Source organism: Bacillus cereus group sp. BceL291 (genome assembly GCF_051776705.1).
GTDB classification, from domain to species: domain Bacteria; phylum Bacillota; class Bacilli; order Bacillales; family Bacillaceae_G; genus Bacillus_A; species Bacillus_A cereus.
Window position 1 is genome coordinate 125,058 of sequence record NZ_JBPWAP010000001.1, and the last position, 17,572, is coordinate 142,629.

Here is a 17,572-nt window from a genome sequence, read left to right on the forward strand (position 1 = left end):
CCTCTTTATAAGAGGTCATTTTCTTCACATTACTTCGCAGATTTAGCTGCTTCTAATGCTGCTTCATAGTTTGGATGGCTTGTACCTTCGCTTACGTATTCTACGTAAACTACTTTGTCATTGCTATCTACTACGAATACTGCACGAGCAAGTAAACGAAGTTCTTTCATTACTAAGCCGTAAGCTTCACCGAATGAAAGGTCGCGGTGGTCAGAAAGTGTTACAACATTTTCTAAACCGTTTGCTGCACACCATCGTTTTTGAGCGAATGGTAAATCAGCGCTAATTGTTAATACTTTCGCGTTTTCAATACCTGCTGCATCTTGGTTAAAACGACGTGTTTGTGCATCACACACACCTGTGTCGATTGAAGGTACAACACTAATTAATTTCACTTCGCCTTTGTATGTTTCTAAACTTACTGGAGATAAGTCGTTTGCTAATACTTGGAAGTTTGGCGCTTGATCGCCAACTTTAACTTCTGTTCCAACTAAAGTCATTGGATTACCTTTAAAAGTTACGTTTGCCACTTGAAAATCCTCCCTTATTTAAACAAAATATGTACAATGTAAATGATAGTTTGTCCCTATCGATAATGCAAATAAAATCGCTTTATTTACAAAAAAATTAAAGAAGCTAACCTATTGATTAGCTTCTTTATTCGTTAAATTTGAAATTCAGGATCATCTTCTTTTCGTTTATCCATCATTTCTTTCACTTTATCAACAGCTTGTGGCGCTAATTCAATTATTTTATCGATGACATGTGTTTGTTTATCTAAGTGCAATACTTTCACACCATCTCCATTTATAACAAGAAAAGCAACAGGATTAATAGAAACTCCTCCACCACTTCCCCCGCCAAATGGATGGCGGCCTGAATGTTCTACTTTACCAAATTCACTTCCACCAGCAGCAAATCCGAAACTTACTTTCGAAACAGTAAGAATTACACTTCCATCTGCCGCTTTAATTGGGTCACCAACAATTGTATTTACATCAGTCATTTGTTTTAAATGCTGCATTGCTGTTGTCATTAAACCTTGAATTGGATGTTCCATTCTATATCCCCCCTATGCTTGAACAGATTTTTCTGTCATACCAGATCTTTGCTTCCTCATAAATATGAGCAATTTCACCGCTGTTTTTATAGTGCGGAATATACGAAAAGATGCTGTTAACTCACATCTTGATGCAAATCCTTTTCCTTGAAAAACTGGGGTAATTTCAAATTCTGGTACATCGACAATATGCATATATTGTCCGACAACTCCAGCAGCCATACCTTTTGTCCCCCATGCATATCCAGTGACAATTCCAGTACTAGCTGCGTCGCCTGCTCCAATTTGTGTATGCCATTTCCAACCATTGATTTTCACTCGTTTGAGAAAATCTTTAACAATAGTATGAACTTCTTGAAGCTTTTTTATCAGTTCACCAATGCTGTCAAGTTGCGCCATAATTTTATTATCGAGTCCGCCGTCCTCTTCAGCTTTTTCGATTTTCTGTCCTGTCTTTTTCTGCTGTTTTTCAATTCTTTCCAACACATCAAATGTATATCGAATCATCCATATTTTCACTTGAAGCAAACATTTCTTTTCCATTTCTGAATATAAAAATGTCACCTTAAGCTTTATTTTTGACAATAGTATAAACAAAATAAAAAGAAGAAGAATTATTATTCCAATTACGAGCCACTTCATACGTATCATCCTTTCACTCCGTACCCATTATCGACAACTTTATTCATCATTAAACAGAGTTCTATAAGATTGAATATAAAAATTTTTCTAAAAATAAAAAGGTATTTTGACATTTTATATCGAAATATATTATTTGAACATATCATCAGGGAACGGACTCTAATGATATGTAGCACGAAAAACAGAAAATTTAACTGCAGTGGAGGGATACATAATGGCAGATCGTCGCAATTTATTTTTCTTTTATGGTGATGACAAAGCAACGCTCGTTGAAAAAATGAAACCAATCTATCGTATTTTAGAAGAGAATGGATTTACCATATTAGATCATCCAAAAAATGCAAACGCTATCGTCAGTGTTGGAGATGATGCAACCTTCTTACAAGCCGTTCGTAAAACTGGTTTTAGGGAAGATTGCTTATACGCAGGGATTTCTACGAAAAATGAAACTTCTTTCTACTGCGATTTCCATATTGATCACGTTGATACAGCCCTTCAAGAAATTACAAAAAATGAAATTGAAGTGCGTAAATATCCAACAATTCAGGTAGATGTAGATCACAGTACATCTTTCCATTGTTTAAATGAGTTCTCATTACGTTCTAGTATTATAAAAACATTCGTTGTAGATGTTCACGTTGATGATTTATATTTCGAAACATTTAGAGGTGACGGTTTAGTAGTTTCTACCCCAACAGGAAGTACTGCTTACAATAAATCATTGCATGGCGCAGTTGTTGACCCACTTATTCCATGTTTCCAAGTAAGCGAACTAGCATCTTTAAACAACAACACTTACCGTACGCTCGGTTCACCTTTCATTTTAAATCACGAACGTACATTAACTTTAAAACTAAGACCAGACGGTAACGATTATCCTGTTATCGGCATGGATAACGAAGCGCTTAGCATTAAACAAGTGGAAAAAGCTGTTGTACGCTTAAGCGATAAACAAATTAAAACAGTTAAATTAAAAAACAATTCTTTCTGGGAAAAAGTACAGAGAACGTTTTTATAGGATTAAAATAACCGCAGAATTATGGAATTCCATAATTCTGCGGTTATTTATTTACCCCGATTGGCGCGGACAATACTCTCTTACTATCCACCCGTTATTCTTGTCAGTTTTTGTCGGTAAGTCGATATATTTTAATAATCGCTCATATATTTCGAGTTACGGTAGATATATTTCAATAATCGCTTATATACTTCGAGTTACAGTCGATATATTCCGAAAATCGCTGATATATTTTTACGCATTTTTTCTATAGACAACTTGGCCATCTATTACGGTCATTTCTGCTTCTACTTCTTTTATTTCTTCTGCCTCAATTTCAAAAATATTGCGTTTTAATATTGTAAAGTCTGCTTCATATCCTTTTGTAATTTGCCCTCGCTTCGCTTCTTTTCCGATTGCATAGGAACTTCCTGTTGTAAATAAAGAAACAGCCTCATAAACCGTTAATCTCTCCTCAGGCATATAGCATACACCGTCAATAAAACTTCTACGTGTAACAGCGCTATATATACCTAGAAACGGATTTACTTGTTCAATGGGGGCATCTGAGCCACCATTACAATGTAGCCCTGCTTCCAGTAATGTCTTCCAAGCATACGCATAACGAAGACGGCGCTCTCCTAGTTTTTCAATGACTGACGGAAAATCTGATGAAAGAAAGACTGGCTGTATATCTATAATGACTTGCAAGTTTTTCATTCTTTCAATTAACTCCTCACGAGCAAGCTGACAATGAATAATGCGGTCACGTAACCCTTTTGCTGGTGGATATAATTCGAGTGCATCAATGACATATTCAAGCGATAAATCACCGATAGTATGAATCGCAACTGGCATATGTAAATCTCGTGCTTTCTTCACTAATTCTGCAAGTTCTTCACATGAGAAAATCGCAACCCCATTCGTTTCCTTCGCATCTTCATACGGTTCACTTAATAATGCTGTTCTTCCGCCAAAAGAACCGTCAGAAAAAATTTTCATTGCCCCAAATTCAATATAATGTTCATTTTCATATTCTTTTCGTTCATGTGCTACTTCATGGTGAACGAGCAAATGGGCTTTAAATGGCATTTCTTTTATCACATGAGAAAACGCATTATGCGTTTTTCTAAAACCACCATAATAATTTAAATCTTCCGTATGCCCGCCAACAAGTCCGTATTTCCAGCAATCTTTAATCGCTGTTTGCAGAGCTCTTTGTAAATAAGCTTCATCAATTTCTGGCTGAACATGTTTAATTAATTCTTGCCCTTGTTCATATAAAAGTCCTGTTAACTTATTTGATGAATCTCTGCCAATTTTCCCGCCTTTTGGATCTTCTGTCGCTTCTGTTATATTCGCTTCTTGCAGTATGTATGAATTCACCCATGTAACGTGACGACAAACTCTCTTTAATAAAATAGGATGGTCTTTCGAAATTTCATCTAAATCACGCGCGTGAACATCTTTCGTATCTGTAAAGTTATTTTCATTCCATCCTTCTCCAATAATCCAAGAGCCCTTTGGAGCTTCTTCCACTCGCTTCTGAACAAGAGTCAGTACTTCGCTATAAGATGTACAATTTGATAAATCTAGACGGAGTAATCTCTCTCCATGCCCAATAAGATGCATATGGCTATCAACGAGACCTGGGATCATTGTTTTTCCTTTTAGGTCATGTAACTTTACGTTTGAATATCTGCTTTCTAATTCTCCCTTATTACCAGCATCAACAATTATGCCGTTTTCAACGTAAACAGCGTCCACTTTTTCATTTTCTTCTCTCATTGTGTAAATGGTGCCGCCATACCAAATTTCTCCCATATATCCCATCTCCTTTATTTTTTATTGTATAAAAAAAAGCACCATTTCAAAACATGGTGCTTTTCTAAAAATTACTTTTGTTCAGTAGTAGACGTTGTAACTTGCCATTCAATATTAAATTTATCTTTTACTTGTCCGTATGCTGGGCTCCAGAATGTTTCTTGAAGTGGCATGATAACTTCTCCACCTTCTTGTAACTTATCGAATACTTCTTTTGCTTTTTCTGCATTACTAATTTGAATTGCGATTGTTACTTGAGATCCGTTTGCATGTCCTTGACCTGGGAATGTATCAGAAATCATAAGATCCGTATTACCAACTTTTAAAGTAGCGTGTAAAACGCGCTCTTTCGCTTCAGCTGGAATCGGGTATTCTGGATTTTCAGGCATGTCACCAAAAGTTTGCATGACTTCTACTTTTGCATCTAAAGCCTCTTTATAAAACTGTACAGCTTCTTGCCCACTACCATCTAAAACTAAGTACGGATTAATACCTAAAATCATACGGACACCTCTTTTTTAAGTTTATAAAATCGAACTTGTGTTCGTTTTTATATTATCATTGTTTTGCATTTCATTCAACTATTTACTTCACTGTTTTCAAAATTATTTTGACGGAATCTCCATCTCTTGTTTTCTAAGTTCAATACGGCGAATTTTTCCAGAAATCGTTTTTGGTAGTTCATCTACAAATTCAATTTTGCGAGGGTATTTATATGGTGCAGTGAGTTCTTTGACGTGTTGTTGGAGTGTTGGAATTAATGTTTCTTCGTTCTTTTCTATATTCTCTCTTAATACGATAAATGCCTTCACGACACTTCCACGAATTTCATCAGGACTTGCGACAACTGCACATTCTCTTACGTAAGGATGTTTTACAAGTGCATCCTCTACTTCAAACGGCCCGATTGTATAACCAGAGCTAATAATGATATCATCACCGCGCCCTTCAAACCAGAAGTAGCCGTCTTCATCTTTCTTCGCTTTATCACCTGTAATATAATAATCACCGCGGAATTGCATCGCTGTACGTTCATCGTCTTTGTAATATTGTTTAAAGAGGGCCGGTGTTTCAATGTGAACTGCAATATCACCAACTTCACCTACTTTAACCGGAGTACCTTCCTCATTTACGATATCGACGTGGTTACCTGGCGTTGGTTTCCCCATTGATCCTGGTCTAATATCCATCCCTTTCATTACACCAACAAGTAATGTATTTTCCGTTTGCCCATAGCCGTCTCTTACTGTAATATGAAAGTGCTTTTGGAACGTTCCAATGACTTCTCTATTTAACGGCTCACCTGCGGATACAGCGCTATGTAACGCCTCTAAATTGTACTGGCTTAAATCTTCTACCTTTGCCATTAATCTATACTCAGTCGGTGTACAACAAAGCACATTCACCTTATTATCGTCTAATAAGTTCAGGTACGTTTTCGGTTCAAACTTACCGTGATATACAAATCCTGTTGCCCCTGATCCTAGCGTTGCTAAAAACGGGCTCCAAATCCACTTTTGCCAGCCTGGACTAGCTGTTGCCCATACAATATCATTCTCTTCAATTCCGAGCCAATTTGGAGCGCTCGTACGTAAATGAGCGTATGCCCACGCATGTGTATGAACGACACCTTTTGGATTTCCTGTCGTTCCTGACGTGTAAGATAAAAAAACCATATCTTCTTTATCTGTCTTCGCCATTTCTAACCTGTCACTCTCTGTTTCTAACGCTGTTTTTAAATTAATCCATCCATCTACTGACTGCTCGCTCAGGACAAATTTTCGAAGAGATTCCATCGCTTCTATATCATCAAACTGCCTAATATACGGCTCATAGCTTACTATCGCTTTTACTTCTCCATGTTCAATTCGATATTCTATATCTTTTTTACGTAACATTTCCGAGCTTGGAATTACGACAAATCCTGCTTTAATAGCAGCAATATACGTCATGTACGCTTCAATTAAACGCGGCATCATAATGAGAAGCTTGTCCCCTTTTTGCAAACCACTTTTTATAAAAGCGTTCCCAATTTTATTCGCACCTTGCATTAATTCAGCGTATGTAACTTCCCTTCGATTCCCTTTATCATCTTGCCAAATTAAAGCTAACTTCTCTTTATCACCTGTATATTTCTCTATTTCAGAAACTAAATTATAAGACGGTGGCGCCAACAATTCTTCTCTCTTCATAAAATATCCTCCCTTTTCTTTATGCCTCCTTTATATAATAAAGAATTTTCTGTTAATTTTGAACCCTCTTCTTTTGACAAATTTTTCAGTTCTGTCGAATTACTAAATGAAATTACATCAACTTACCGACAAATGGCAACACAAAAAAGAAAGAGCGGGAGAACCCGCTCTTTCTAAGCCATCATATGGGATTATTTTTGGTAACCGCCTAATTGTTGCTCAGCTAGTGAAACTAGACGTTTAGTGATTTCACCACCAACAGAACCGTTAGCGCGAGCTGTTGCATCAGCTCCAAGTTGAACACCAAACTCTTGAGCGATTTCGTATTTCATTTGGTCTAATGCTGATTCAGCACCAGGAACCGCTAATTTATTTGTGCTACGTGACATGTTATATCACCTCCTTGTGAGTATAGAGTGTGATAAATAACATGACTTCATACACGTTTTAAATATGGTAATTTATGGTTTTAGAAAAGTTCTTCAAATTTTTCTTCTTCCGCCACTACTTCTACCGTTTGTAATACCATTGTTTCTTTGTTCGCTACAGCTTCATCGATTAATGGTGTGAAATCGTATTTCGCTTCAAAACGATTTGCTTTTTCACGTTTCGGCTTCGTCGCTGGGCTTGCTGGTGTAAATACAGTACAGCAATCTTCATATGGACGAATTGAAATATCATACGTGCCGATTTCTTCAGAGATTTTAATAATCTCTAATTTATCCATCGTAATAAGCGGACGAATAACTGGGTAGTTTGTTACTTCGTTAATCGTATGCATACTATCTAACGTTTGGCTTGCTACTTGTCCAAGACTTTCACCAGTCGTAATTGCAAGTGCGTTACGCTCCTCAGCAATACGTTCTGTAATACGCATCATCATACGGCGCATAACCGTCATTGAATAGCTAGATGGAATTTCTTTATTAATCGTTTTTTGCACTTCTGTAAACGGAACAAGGTGAAGCGTTACTCGTTTACAATACTTCGTTAACTCTTGCGCTAAATCGATTACTTTTTGTTTTGCACGCTCACTTGTGAAAGGTGGACTATGGAAGTGAACTGCTTCCACAGATACGCCGCGTTTCATCGTTAAGTAAGCTGCTACTGGGCTATCAATACCACCAGAAAGAAGTACCATTACTTTTCCGCCAACGCCAACTGGTAAACCGCCAGCTCCCATACGCTCATCACACATAATGTAGCTATAACCACTGCGAATTTCTACGCGTACATTTACATCTGGATTATGAACATCTACTGTAATATCTTCTGTGTTTTCTAGAATGTGTCCGCCAATCTCAGGTAATAATTCCATCGTTCTCATTGGGAAATGCTTATAAGAACGGTGTACAGTAATTTTAAATGTTTTCACATCACCTTTTACTTGTAAGAAAGCTGCTAATGCACCTTCTTTAATGTCTTCTAATTCTGATGGTACTTTCATCGCTAAGTTAAATTTATGAATACCGAATACATCTTTCAATCTTTCAGAGACTGCTTCATGATCTTCGCCATTTAATTGGATGTACATACGGTCATGTGTTGCATCGATTTTAATATTTGGGAATTTTTTCAGTTTGAACTTCACGTTATCTTTTAATGTGCTTACAAATTTAGAACGGTTCTTACCTTTTGTCGTCATTTCTCCATAACGCACTAAAATATATTCATATTTCAACATAATTTCTTTACCTCATCACTTCATATAATTTTGGCAGCGTCTCTTTTACAATACCTTCAAATTGTTTTACTTCTTCCATTGTGTTTTCTGGTGCCAAACTAATACGAATAGCGCTTGCAGCTGCTGCATGCGGCACTCCCATTGACACTAACACTCTGCTCACTTCATTTGCTTTTGAAGAACAAGCAGATTTCGTTGACACATATACACCGTGTTCTTCTAAAGCATGAACGACTACTTCTGGTTTTAAACCAACAAATGATACATTTAAAATGTGCGGTGCTGCATATGCAAGCGACGTGTTAATCGTTACATCTTCCATCTCTTTAAAGAAACGAACAAGCTCTGCTTGTAAACTTTGCAAATGAGCTACCTTTTCTTTCACTTGTTCCATTGTCATGCGAAGTGCTTTCACCATCGCTACAATGCCAGGTAAATTTTCTGTACCAGAGCGATACTTAAGCTCTTGTTGACCACCTGATAAAATCGGATCTAATCTTACGCCATCGCGTACATAAAGAAGACCTGTTCCTTTTACACTGTGGAATTTATGTCCAGATATTGAGCAAAGATCAATATGAGAAGCATATAAATCAAGCGGTACTTTTCCTATCCCTTGTACATGATCTACATAGAATCTTATTTTCGGATGATTCGATAATAACGTTCCAATTTCAGCAACAGGCTGAATTGCTCCAGTTTCGTTGTTCACATGAATAATTGACACAAGAATCGTATCTTCACGAAGCGCTCGTTTCACATCTTCTACCGATACAACACCATGCTCGTTAACCGGTAAGTATGTTACATCAAACCCGAGTTCTTCTAATTGCTTATATGCTTCAAACACAGACGCGTGTTCAATATTTGTTGTAATGATATGTTTACCACGCGAACGATTCCTCATCGCTATCCCTTTAATCGCAAGGTTATTCCCTTCCGTTCCACCTGATGTAAAAATAATTTCAGAAGGTTTAACACGAAGAAGCTGCGCTGCAATCGTTCTTGATTGTGTTAATAGACGCTCTGCCTCTCCTCCAAGCGAATGAATAGAAGAAGGATTACCAAAATATTTCCCAGCAACCGTCACGTACGATTGAAGAGCTTCTGGATATGGCTTAGTCGTCGCACTATTATCAAAATAGATCATCGTTCTTCCCCTTTCAGCGCTATCACATCGTATAATCATATCATAAATACGTGTCATTACGCTAAGACTACGCAAAGGTTCCGTTTTATCTCGATTGGTGAAGGCTAATAATTGGCGAGGATGCCCTCCTATTACAGTTTCACTTTATCCCGCGTTAACGGGCAATAAGACTCTCACCTCAAAATCCAGTTAGAGCAAAGAAGTTAGATGGGAGATTAACTGCCCGTAAATGCCCGATTGGTGAAGGCTAGTAATCAGTGGGGATGAATCTTCCCACCGATTACAGTTTCACTTTATTTTGAAACGAATAACCTTGCTGTATTCCGCTATTCATTATAGCAACATCGCCTGCAAAATTACATAAAAAAACAAACCCTTTTATGAAAGGGTTTGTTCATTGTCTACATATTCAGCTATTTTTTGAACAACGCCAGGTTCAAGTTGCTCTAACACTGAAGCCGCTTGTTCTAAAGCTGCATCGTATTGGTATTCACGGAATAATTTCTCAGCATAATTTAAACTTTCTGCTAGGTTTTCATCATGACTACGGTAACGGTTACCGTACTGAATTAATTTTTCCACTAAATATGCTTGTCCAATTAACTCTTCTGTCATTTCAGCTACACCGTTCACAGTTGTGTATGCTTCTTCTAAACTGCTATTTACAGCGTTCATATTTAACGGCTTCACTTCTAATTGTTCATATACAGCTTGCATTGCCATTTGCCCTCTTTTTAAATCTTCCATAATACTCTCTGGAAGACCTGGCAAATTCGACTTTTGCATAAAGCGTTTCGTTTCGAAAATAATATTTCGCATTTCTTGTAACTTCTCACGTGCTTCAAATTCTTCTTTGCGCATCGCTTGCAGCATTTCTTTATATTCTGCATGAAGTACTTTTAACGTTTCACATTGCTCATAAACCTCTTCTAGTTCCTCACGAATAATAGAGAAGGCAATATCTTGTTCTGCAACGCGTAATTGCAGCATTTCAAAACGTTTCGTTAAAATGTGCATTTGCTTTTCAATTACTTTTTGAGACTCAATGTCTTTATCTTGTAACTGATAGCTTTGTTTCACAAGTTGTGTTTCTGTTTTCGTTTCAATCGTTTCGATACGCATTTCTTCTAAGTCATCGTAAACAGAAAGTGTTTTTTGCTCCACATAATGTCTCGCATGTACTTCTTGTTCCAATTGATCGTAGAAGCCATCTAAACGTGTTTTTAAGTTTTCTACTTTTTCAGCCGCTTCTGTTATATGAAGCTCCTGTATATCCATTAAACATGTTTGTAGTTGTTTCGTCATATCGCGAACTTCTTTAGGGACTTCCAAATAATCTAATACATAACCTTGTCTTACCATATCATTATGTCCGTGTAATAAATCTTCCAGCTGAACTGGTAACGTCGCTTGGCACTCTACCAATAAATCTGGAATTTGGTGAATAATGATTTCTAAATCTGCTAAACCTTCTTCCAAACTAATAACAATTTCTCTCGCTTTTAAATAGTCGCCATTGTTTGTTGCTTCTTCAAAGGTTTTAAATTTCTCAGATTCAGCGTCTAGCATCTCTTCGATTTTCTGCTCTGCTGCTCCATACATATGTCTATGAGCAAGAACACTCTTTTTCATACTACGATATGTATCACGTAACCCTTCAATTTCCGAGCTATTTTTCTCATGGCTTTCTAACAATTGCTGTAATTCATTTAAAATGTCCGTAATACGATTATCAGCGTCATCTAAACCACTTATGGATTCGTTCATCGCATGCTTTGCTTTTCGGAAGGAGAATTGCGAGGCGAATTTTCGCGCTTGCGCTAAATCTTTGTCAGCTTTCGGAAGGGTTGTTGATACAATTTCATCCCATTCTTCACGCCATTTACCAAACAGTTCTTCTGTTTGACCCGTCATGTTTAAATCTTTTACCCGTTTTAATTCATCTGCCACAGGTTTATCTTTTATCTCTTGTTTCCACTGCTCCAGTGCTTCAATATCTTTATATGAACGATTTCTTATCACAAGCTCTATCATGAGCAGCACTAGAATAGAGCTTACTACAATGATAACGATCGTCAGGATAGAATCCATGCAAAAAAGCCTCCTAGTTATATCTCTTTTTTTGTCCGTTCCGTTTATGAAATGGAAGGCATTATGTATAAAAAGGGAATTCCCCTATATTTAACAACTAACAATGTACTAATCATACCATGTAATGGTTTGTTTTTGACCTAGTTTTTTTAAAAATTTCATGTTCCTTTCAATGTGATTGTAATCTTTCTCAATATTCCGCCTACCTCACTACCTATCCTCAAATGATTGTAATAACAAACAATCTTTCGTATGGGATACGAAATAAATTTTCCGCATGAGTGGTGGTTCAACAGAAATTACATGTACATTTCCTTGCCTTACAGACTGCTCTACTGTCCTTTCTGGAAGTAACGTGATACCAAGGCCAGCTTTTACCATTGCAAGCATCGGTTCTGCGTAAGATGTTTCCACAGCTATAGTTGGTTTTACACCTATTTCATGAAACATGTTCATAATCATTTTCCTTACATCACATATTTCTGGATATACAATTAATTTTTCATTGTGCAGCTCTTCTATTTGAATGACTATCTTCTCTTTGTACGGATGATTATTTGAAACGGCACAAACAATTTTTTCTTGTTGCACTTCTTTTATATACGTAGCACCTTCTACTACTGAATCGATGAACATCGCGTCAATCTCCCGCGCTTTAAATAACTCTCTTAATACTTCCGTATGTCCGATTTGCCATTCCACTTCGCACTCATCACCTAATATATCTTTACATTCTGATATGTAATGCTCCGCTAAACTCGGTAGTATACCAATTGAAAACTTCCGGTTCTCTTGATACCCCCTCATTTCTGTTTTCACTTCATTTATTTGTTCCAAAATCGGTAACATTCTTTTTATAAATAACTCTCCTGCCTCCGTTAACTCTACTCCTTGCGCAGAACGTTTAAGTAAAGTAACCTCTAAATCCGCTTCTAACTTTTGAATTTGTTTACTAAGCGCTGGTTGCGATATATGTAAAATCTTACTTGCCTTTGATAAACTTCGCGTATGCTTCACTTCAATAAATGATCGTACTGCCTCCAAATCCATCGTACACACCTCTAACAAAAAGTTATAACCGTTATAAGAAATCGATATTTCCTCCTATAAACAATTACTCTTTATACTTATTTCATCAACTTACTATAACGAAATGTAAAGGGGAAAGATACTCTTGAACAAAAAACAAATGCTACTCGGATCCTTTCTATGCTTACTCGCCGTCACTGCCTGGGGATTTATGTTTCCTGTAATGGCAAATGCTCTGCAATTTATCGATCCATTCTTCTTCACAACGCTTCGCTATGGATCAGCAGCTATTATTTTTCTTATTTTGCTATTAATTACTGAAGGAAAGACTTCACTCCGCTTAGAAAAAAGAACACTTTCTCTATTCTTTTACGGGACAGTCGGTTTCGCGGGGTATGGTTTTCTCGTTTTCTACGGACAACAACTTGCCGGACCTTCCGGAGCAATCCATGCAGCTATGATTCAATCCCTTATGCCACTGATTGCCTTATCACTGCAATGGATAACGAAAAATCGCCGCCCACAAAACTATACATTCCTTTGTATGTTTGTTGCATTACTTGGTGTTATGCTTGTCATTTCAAAAGGAAATATTCACTTATTATTTGGAGCTGCAAGCCACTTATCAACAAATATATTGATGCTATGCGGCGTTACTTGCTGGGTCATTTATACAAACGGGGGTGCTCGTTTTCAATCTTGGTCACCACTTAGGTACACGACATTAACTTGTTTATTTGGCTCCATTTCACTCATCGTTATTGTTACTTTCTTAACGTACACAAATATAGTTACTATGCCGTCACTGCGTACAGTTGTGAGCGTTCGTTTTGAACTCTTTTATATGTCGATTATCGCAGGCGTTATCGCTGTATTTTGCTGGAATATGGGAAATCGCTATATTTCATCTATTAACGGCATATTATTTATGAATTTAGTTCCTATCCTTGCACTGATTGGTTCTATCTTTCGAGGTTATACAGTCGATAAAATTGAAATCGCTGGAGCTGCATTAACAATTATCGCGCTATTATGTAACAATTTATGGCAAAGAAAAGTAAACATAAAAATCCCCACCTCAGTTCGTTAGGTGGGGATTCTTCACATATGAACAGCTCTTGGCCATTCATGGTACATATTCGCTTTACATAATGCTTGTTCCATCCATTGCTCAATCTCTTTCGTGTACATCTCTATAAAAAATGTCTCAGACGGGAAAGAATGCAGTACTTCTGATATATATTGTGGATATAAAAACGGCATATTTATCATACCTTTTAATTGCGTCATAAACATTGTAAATGATACTTTCTGAAATTCTTGTTTCATTTGTCCTTGTCTAATCATTTGTTCTATATAATATCTTTCTTTAGAAAAATAAACGGTCATCACTTCACGAATTAATGTCGTATCAAGCGAAAGCTCTCGGTAGAAGAAACGTGTTAGTTCTCTATTTTCAAATTGATATCGTAAAATCCCTCGCACCATTTGCACCATCACATCTTTAGCCGACAAATACTCTCTCTGTTCAAACGACATTTCAATCACATGAATATATCCTTCTAAAAAATCAGTAATAAGCTGTTCTAATAAACCTTGCTTCCCAGCAAAATAATATGAAATATTCGCTACATTCACATCCGCTCGCTTTGCAATGTCTCGCACCGACGTTCCATCATAACCTTTCGTATTAAACAACGATATTGCCGCATCAATTACTTTTTGTTTCGTCTGCTTCATGCGCTCACTTCCCTTCAATGAACAGCTATAGTTTAAATTTCTTGACTTTTAAGACAAATTCCTTTAATTTTCTATCGACAAAGTCATGTGAAATACATCGTATTTTGCTAATATTTTACACATCTCGATAAAAAAGGAGCTGTTTCCATGTTTACTAAAGAAAGTTATGCAGGATCTCGCGTGCAGCAATATGAGACAGTAATTAAACAACTGGATGCGTTATTAACTGGCGAATCAAACGTAGTCGCAAACTTATCAAATGCGTCCGCATTATTAAACCAATTTTTAGATCGCGTTAATTGGGTTGGCTTTTACGTAACAGAAGGAACTCAGCTTGTTCTTGGACCGTTCCAAGGAATGCCTGCTTGCGTGCGCATTCCATTTGGACGAGGCGTTTGCGGCGTTGCAGCTGAAACGAAAACAACGCAGCTTGTAGCGGACGTTCACCAATTCCCAGGTCACATCGCTTGCGATAGTGCTTCTAATTCGGAAATCGTTGTACCGATTGTGAAAGAAGGAGCTGTCATTGGTGTACTGGACATTGATAGTCCTGAAAAAAATCGTTTTGATGAATTAGATCAGCGCTATTTAGAAAAGTTTGTGGAAACACTCCTAAAACATATGTAAAAAGAAAAGAGCGAGTTATCGATTTAGTACGTCCTGTACAAAACCGATAGCTCACTCTTTTTTCATTGATTAACAGTAGATATTTTCTTTAATGCCTGCTCTAAATCAGAAACGATATCCTCCCACGATTCTAAACCGACCGATAAGCGTATTAAATTATCGAAAATGCCCATTTCTTTTCTTAGTTCCGCTGGAATCGCAGCGTGCGTCATCGTTGCTGGATGCTGAATTAACGTTTCTGTATCTCCTAAACTCACCGCAATTGTAATAAAGTGAAGATCATTAATAAACGCTTGCGTCTCTTCTTTTCCGCCTTTTACTGAAAAAGAAATAACACCGCCCCCGCGTTTCATTTGACGAGATGCTAACTCCCCTTCTGGATACCAAACACCTTCTACCGCATCATGTTTTCTTAAGAACGATACAATTTTTTCTGCATTATCACAATGACGATCCATTCTTACTGCTAACGTCTTTAACCCACGTAATAATAACCACGCATCAAACGGCGCCATAATACCGCCGATATCCTTTCGCATCGGGCGAATCTTTTCAGCTAATGCTTTCGTTTTACAAATTGTTACACCTGCTACAACGTCACCGTGACCACCAATATATTTTGTCGCACTATGCACAACAGCGTCACAGCCAAGCTCAAGCGGCCTTTGTAAATAAGGTGAACAAAACGTATTATCAACAATAACAAGTAAGCCTTTTCGCTTCGCAACCCGAATCACTTGTTTTAAATCAATTAATTTCATTGTCGGATTAATTGGTGTTTCAACGAAAATAAGCTTTGTATTTGGACGAATTTTATTTTCAATATCAACCTCTGTCTCCATATCACAAAACGAATGCGTAATCATAAATTTTTCTTCTAACACTTCTAAAAAACCGTACGTGCATCCGTATAATCCATTTGAACAAATAATATGATCTCCAGCCTTTAAAAAACCGATTAAAGTCGCTGAAATAGCTGCCATACCAGATCCGAAGGCAAGTGCCTCTTCTCCTCCTTCTAACACCGCCATACGTTCTTCAAATAATTTCACAGTTGGATTTCCAAGCCGTGAGTAAATATAAGATGAATCCACTCCCGCAAAACTCGCCTCTCCTTGCTGCGCAGTCTCAAATGTAAATGTAGAAGTTTGAAATAAAGGTGGTGTTAAACTTCCTTTATGTTCCTCAGGTGTATAACCGTGATGAATTAACGCTGTCTCCATATGCTTCTTTTTCATAAAAACATCCCCCTTATGTTTTTATTGCCGCATATTCATCCATAAAAATTTGATGAACGTTTTCCTTTATTTTATGTAAGCGTTTTATTTGTGTTTCTATCTCTTCTTCTATATTGTTTTAAATTCCTTCTTATATTAATTTCCAAAATTTTTATGCATAAAACAAAAACGTACTCGCTTGACGAAACTCTGGGTAAAAGATATAATAGCGTTTGTGTAAAATAAAAAGGCAGCCTTGTAATGTGAGTTTATCGTTTGTATTTTGTTCCTCTACGGAGGTGTATCTCGTAACTCCCTGCTGCTGGAGCGAAGGTACATGAAAACAAAATGCCCGTAAATATCGATTACGTCTGTTTTTATTTTACGTAAATAAAAACATTTTTAAAGGAGGAGTCAACTATGGCTCGTTATACAGGTCCAGCTTGGAAACTGTCTCGTCGTCTTGGAATCTCTCTAAGCGGCACAGGAAAAGAATTAGAAAAACGCCCTTACGCACCAGGTCCTCACGGTCCTAACCAACGTAAGAAACTTTCAGAATACGGTTTACAATTACAAGAGAAACAAAAACTTCGTCACATGTACGGCATGACTGAGCGTCAATTCCGTCGCACATTTGACCAAGCAGGTAAAATGCCTGGTAAGCACGGCGAAAACTTCATGATCCTTCTTGAAGCTCGTCTTGACAACTTAGTTTACCGTATGGGCTTAGCTCGCACTCGTCGTGCAGCTCGCCAATTAGTAAACCACGGTCACATCATGGTTGATGGCGCTCGCGTAGATATCCCATCTTACCGTGTAAAACCTGGTCAAACTATCAGCGTTCGCGAAAAATCTAACAGCCTTGTTGTTGTTAAAGAAGCGATCGAAGTTAACAACTTCGTACCAGAATACTTAACTTTCGATGCTGACAAATTAGAAGCTACTTACACTCGTCACGCTGAGCGTTCTGAGTTACCAGCTGAAATCAACGAAGCATTAATCGTAGAGTTCTACTCTCGTTAATCTCGGTACTCTGCAAAGAGTATTATTAAAAGCCTTAGGAACCTTGTTTATCAAGGGGCCTGGGCTTTTTTTATTAAATATAGCCTGTATATGTATAAAAACGGAACAATGTAACAAAATAAAAAAGAACTGCAAGTCTATAGTTAATAAAACTTAACCCCCTCTCTAGAATTCCATCCATTTTTTATCCACATTAATAAAAACCTCCCTCTTCTTCTAACACTTAAAAACACTACATTCTATCCCATAACTCATTTTTCTTTGCTATACTCTCCTTTTCTTAACATTATTTTTAC

Annotated in this window: 17 protein-coding genes; 4 read left to right on the forward strand and 13 right to left on the reverse strand. The window is 37.3% G+C overall.

Features of this window, described 5'->3' with window-relative positions:
• Positions 1–29: 29 nt before the first annotated feature.
• From tpx to ACS2CR_RS00690, 3 genes are all read right to left on the reverse strand, one after another.
• Positions 30–530 carry a thiol peroxidase gene (tpx, locus tag ACS2CR_RS00680; RefSeq protein ID WP_000024529.1) on the reverse strand — a complete coding sequence of 167 codons (501 nt, stop codon included), beginning with the start codon at positions 528–530 and terminating at the stop codon, positions 30–32.
• Between the two features lie 134 nt (positions 531–664).
• Positions 665–1,060, reverse strand: a complete 396-nt coding sequence (ytfJ, locus tag ACS2CR_RS00685; RefSeq protein ID WP_000400935.1) for a GerW family sporulation protein — start codon at positions 1,058–1,060, stop codon at positions 665–667.
• 12 nt (positions 1,061–1,072) lie between these two features.
• Positions 1,073–1,711, reverse strand: coding sequence for a DUF2953 domain-containing protein (locus tag ACS2CR_RS00690; RefSeq protein WP_002101410.1), 639 nt, complete (start codon positions 1,709–1,711; stop codon positions 1,073–1,075).
• A 205-nt stretch (positions 1,712–1,916) separates the two neighbouring features.
• Between ACS2CR_RS00690 and ACS2CR_RS00695 the strand changes: the two genes are divergently transcribed.
• Entirely contained in the window at positions 1,917–2,720 is an 804-nt protein-coding gene (locus ACS2CR_RS00695) for an NAD kinase (protein ID WP_053514534.1), read from the forward strand.
• 234 nt (positions 2,721–2,954) lie between these two features.
• On the opposite strand, the gene ACS2CR_RS00700 is transcribed toward ACS2CR_RS00695, so the two are convergent.
• The 8 genes from ACS2CR_RS00700 to ACS2CR_RS00735 all read right to left on the reverse strand — a co-directional run bounded on the left by ACS2CR_RS00700 (position 2,955) and on the right by ACS2CR_RS00735 (position 12,690).
• Entirely contained in the window at positions 2,955–4,523 is a 1,569-nt protein-coding gene (locus tag ACS2CR_RS00700) for an amidohydrolase (protein ID WP_053514535.1), read from the reverse strand.
• Positions 4,524–4,594: 71 nt separating this feature from the next.
• On the reverse strand, positions 4,595–5,026 hold the full coding sequence (locus tag ACS2CR_RS00705) for a VOC family protein (protein ID WP_000600356.1): 432 nt from the start codon (positions 5,024–5,026) through the stop codon (positions 4,595–4,597).
• 102 nt (positions 5,027–5,128) lie between these two features.
• Positions 5,129–6,715 (reverse strand): acyl-CoA synthetase MbcS, encoded by a 1,587-nt coding sequence (gene mbcS, locus ACS2CR_RS00710; protein ID WP_053514536.1) that lies wholly within the window; start codon positions 6,713–6,715, stop codon positions 5,129–5,131.
• 191 nt (positions 6,716–6,906) lie between these two features.
• The gene (locus ACS2CR_RS00715) at positions 6,907–7,104 is read right to left on the reverse strand and encodes an alpha/beta-type small acid-soluble spore protein (protein WP_000091640.1); all 198 of its coding nucleotides are present in this window, start codon (positions 7,102–7,104) and stop codon (positions 6,907–6,909) included.
• Positions 7,105–7,184: 80 nt separating this feature from the next.
• Positions 7,185–8,399 (reverse strand): tRNA uracil 4-sulfurtransferase ThiI, encoded by a 1,215-nt coding sequence (thiI, locus tag ACS2CR_RS00720; protein ID WP_000922338.1) that lies wholly within the window; start codon positions 8,397–8,399, stop codon positions 7,185–7,187.
• 7 nt (positions 8,400–8,406) lie between these two features.
• Positions 8,407–9,549 carry a cysteine desulfurase family protein gene (locus ACS2CR_RS00725; protein WP_153602464.1) on the reverse strand — a complete coding sequence of 381 codons (1,143 nt, stop codon included), beginning with the start codon at positions 9,547–9,549 and terminating at the stop codon, positions 8,407–8,409.
• A 378-nt stretch (positions 9,550–9,927) separates the two neighbouring features.
• Positions 9,928–11,640, reverse strand: a complete 1,713-nt coding sequence (gene ezrA / locus ACS2CR_RS00730) for a septation ring formation regulator EzrA (RefSeq protein WP_000377299.1) — start codon at positions 11,638–11,640, stop codon at positions 9,928–9,930.
• A 210-nt stretch (positions 11,641–11,850) separates the two neighbouring features.
• On the reverse strand, positions 11,851–12,690 hold the full coding sequence (locus ACS2CR_RS00735) for a LysR family transcriptional regulator (RefSeq protein WP_053514537.1): 840 nt from the start codon (positions 12,688–12,690) through the stop codon (positions 11,851–11,853).
• Between the two features lie 124 nt (positions 12,691–12,814).
• On the opposite strand from ACS2CR_RS00735, the gene ACS2CR_RS00740 reads away from it, so the two are divergent.
• The gene (locus tag ACS2CR_RS00740) at positions 12,815–13,759 is read left to right on the forward strand and encodes a DMT family transporter (protein WP_016110795.1); all 945 of its coding nucleotides are present in this window, start codon (positions 12,815–12,817) and stop codon (positions 13,757–13,759) included.
• 11 nt (positions 13,760–13,770) lie between these two features.
• Here ACS2CR_RS00740 and refZ read toward each other — a convergent pair whose 3' ends face one another.
• Positions 13,771–14,409, reverse strand: coding sequence for a forespore capture DNA-binding protein RefZ (gene refZ, locus ACS2CR_RS00745; protein ID WP_000814921.1), 639 nt, complete (start codon positions 14,407–14,409; stop codon positions 13,771–13,773).
• A 147-nt stretch (positions 14,410–14,556) separates the two neighbouring features.
• Here refZ and ACS2CR_RS00750 point away from each other — a divergent pair, with 147 nt between their 5' ends.
• Positions 14,557–15,036, forward strand: a complete 480-nt coding sequence (locus tag ACS2CR_RS00750; RefSeq protein ID WP_000494341.1) for a GAF domain-containing protein — start codon at positions 14,557–14,559, stop codon at positions 15,034–15,036.
• Between the two features lie 62 nt (positions 15,037–15,098).
• Here ACS2CR_RS00750 and megL read toward each other — a convergent pair whose 3' ends face one another.
• Positions 15,099–16,274 (reverse strand): methionine gamma-lyase, encoded by a 1,176-nt coding sequence (megL, locus tag ACS2CR_RS00755; RefSeq protein WP_053514538.1) that lies wholly within the window; start codon positions 16,272–16,274, stop codon positions 15,099–15,101.
• A gap of 399 nt (positions 16,275–16,673) precedes the next feature.
• On the opposite strand from megL, the gene rpsD reads away from it, so the two are divergent.
• Positions 16,674–17,276: a 30S ribosomal protein S4 gene (gene rpsD, locus ACS2CR_RS00760; protein ID WP_000135317.1), complete on the forward strand. Its 603-nt coding sequence runs from the start codon at positions 16,674–16,676 to the stop codon at positions 17,274–17,276.
• Positions 17,277–17,572 lie beyond the last annotated feature (296 nt).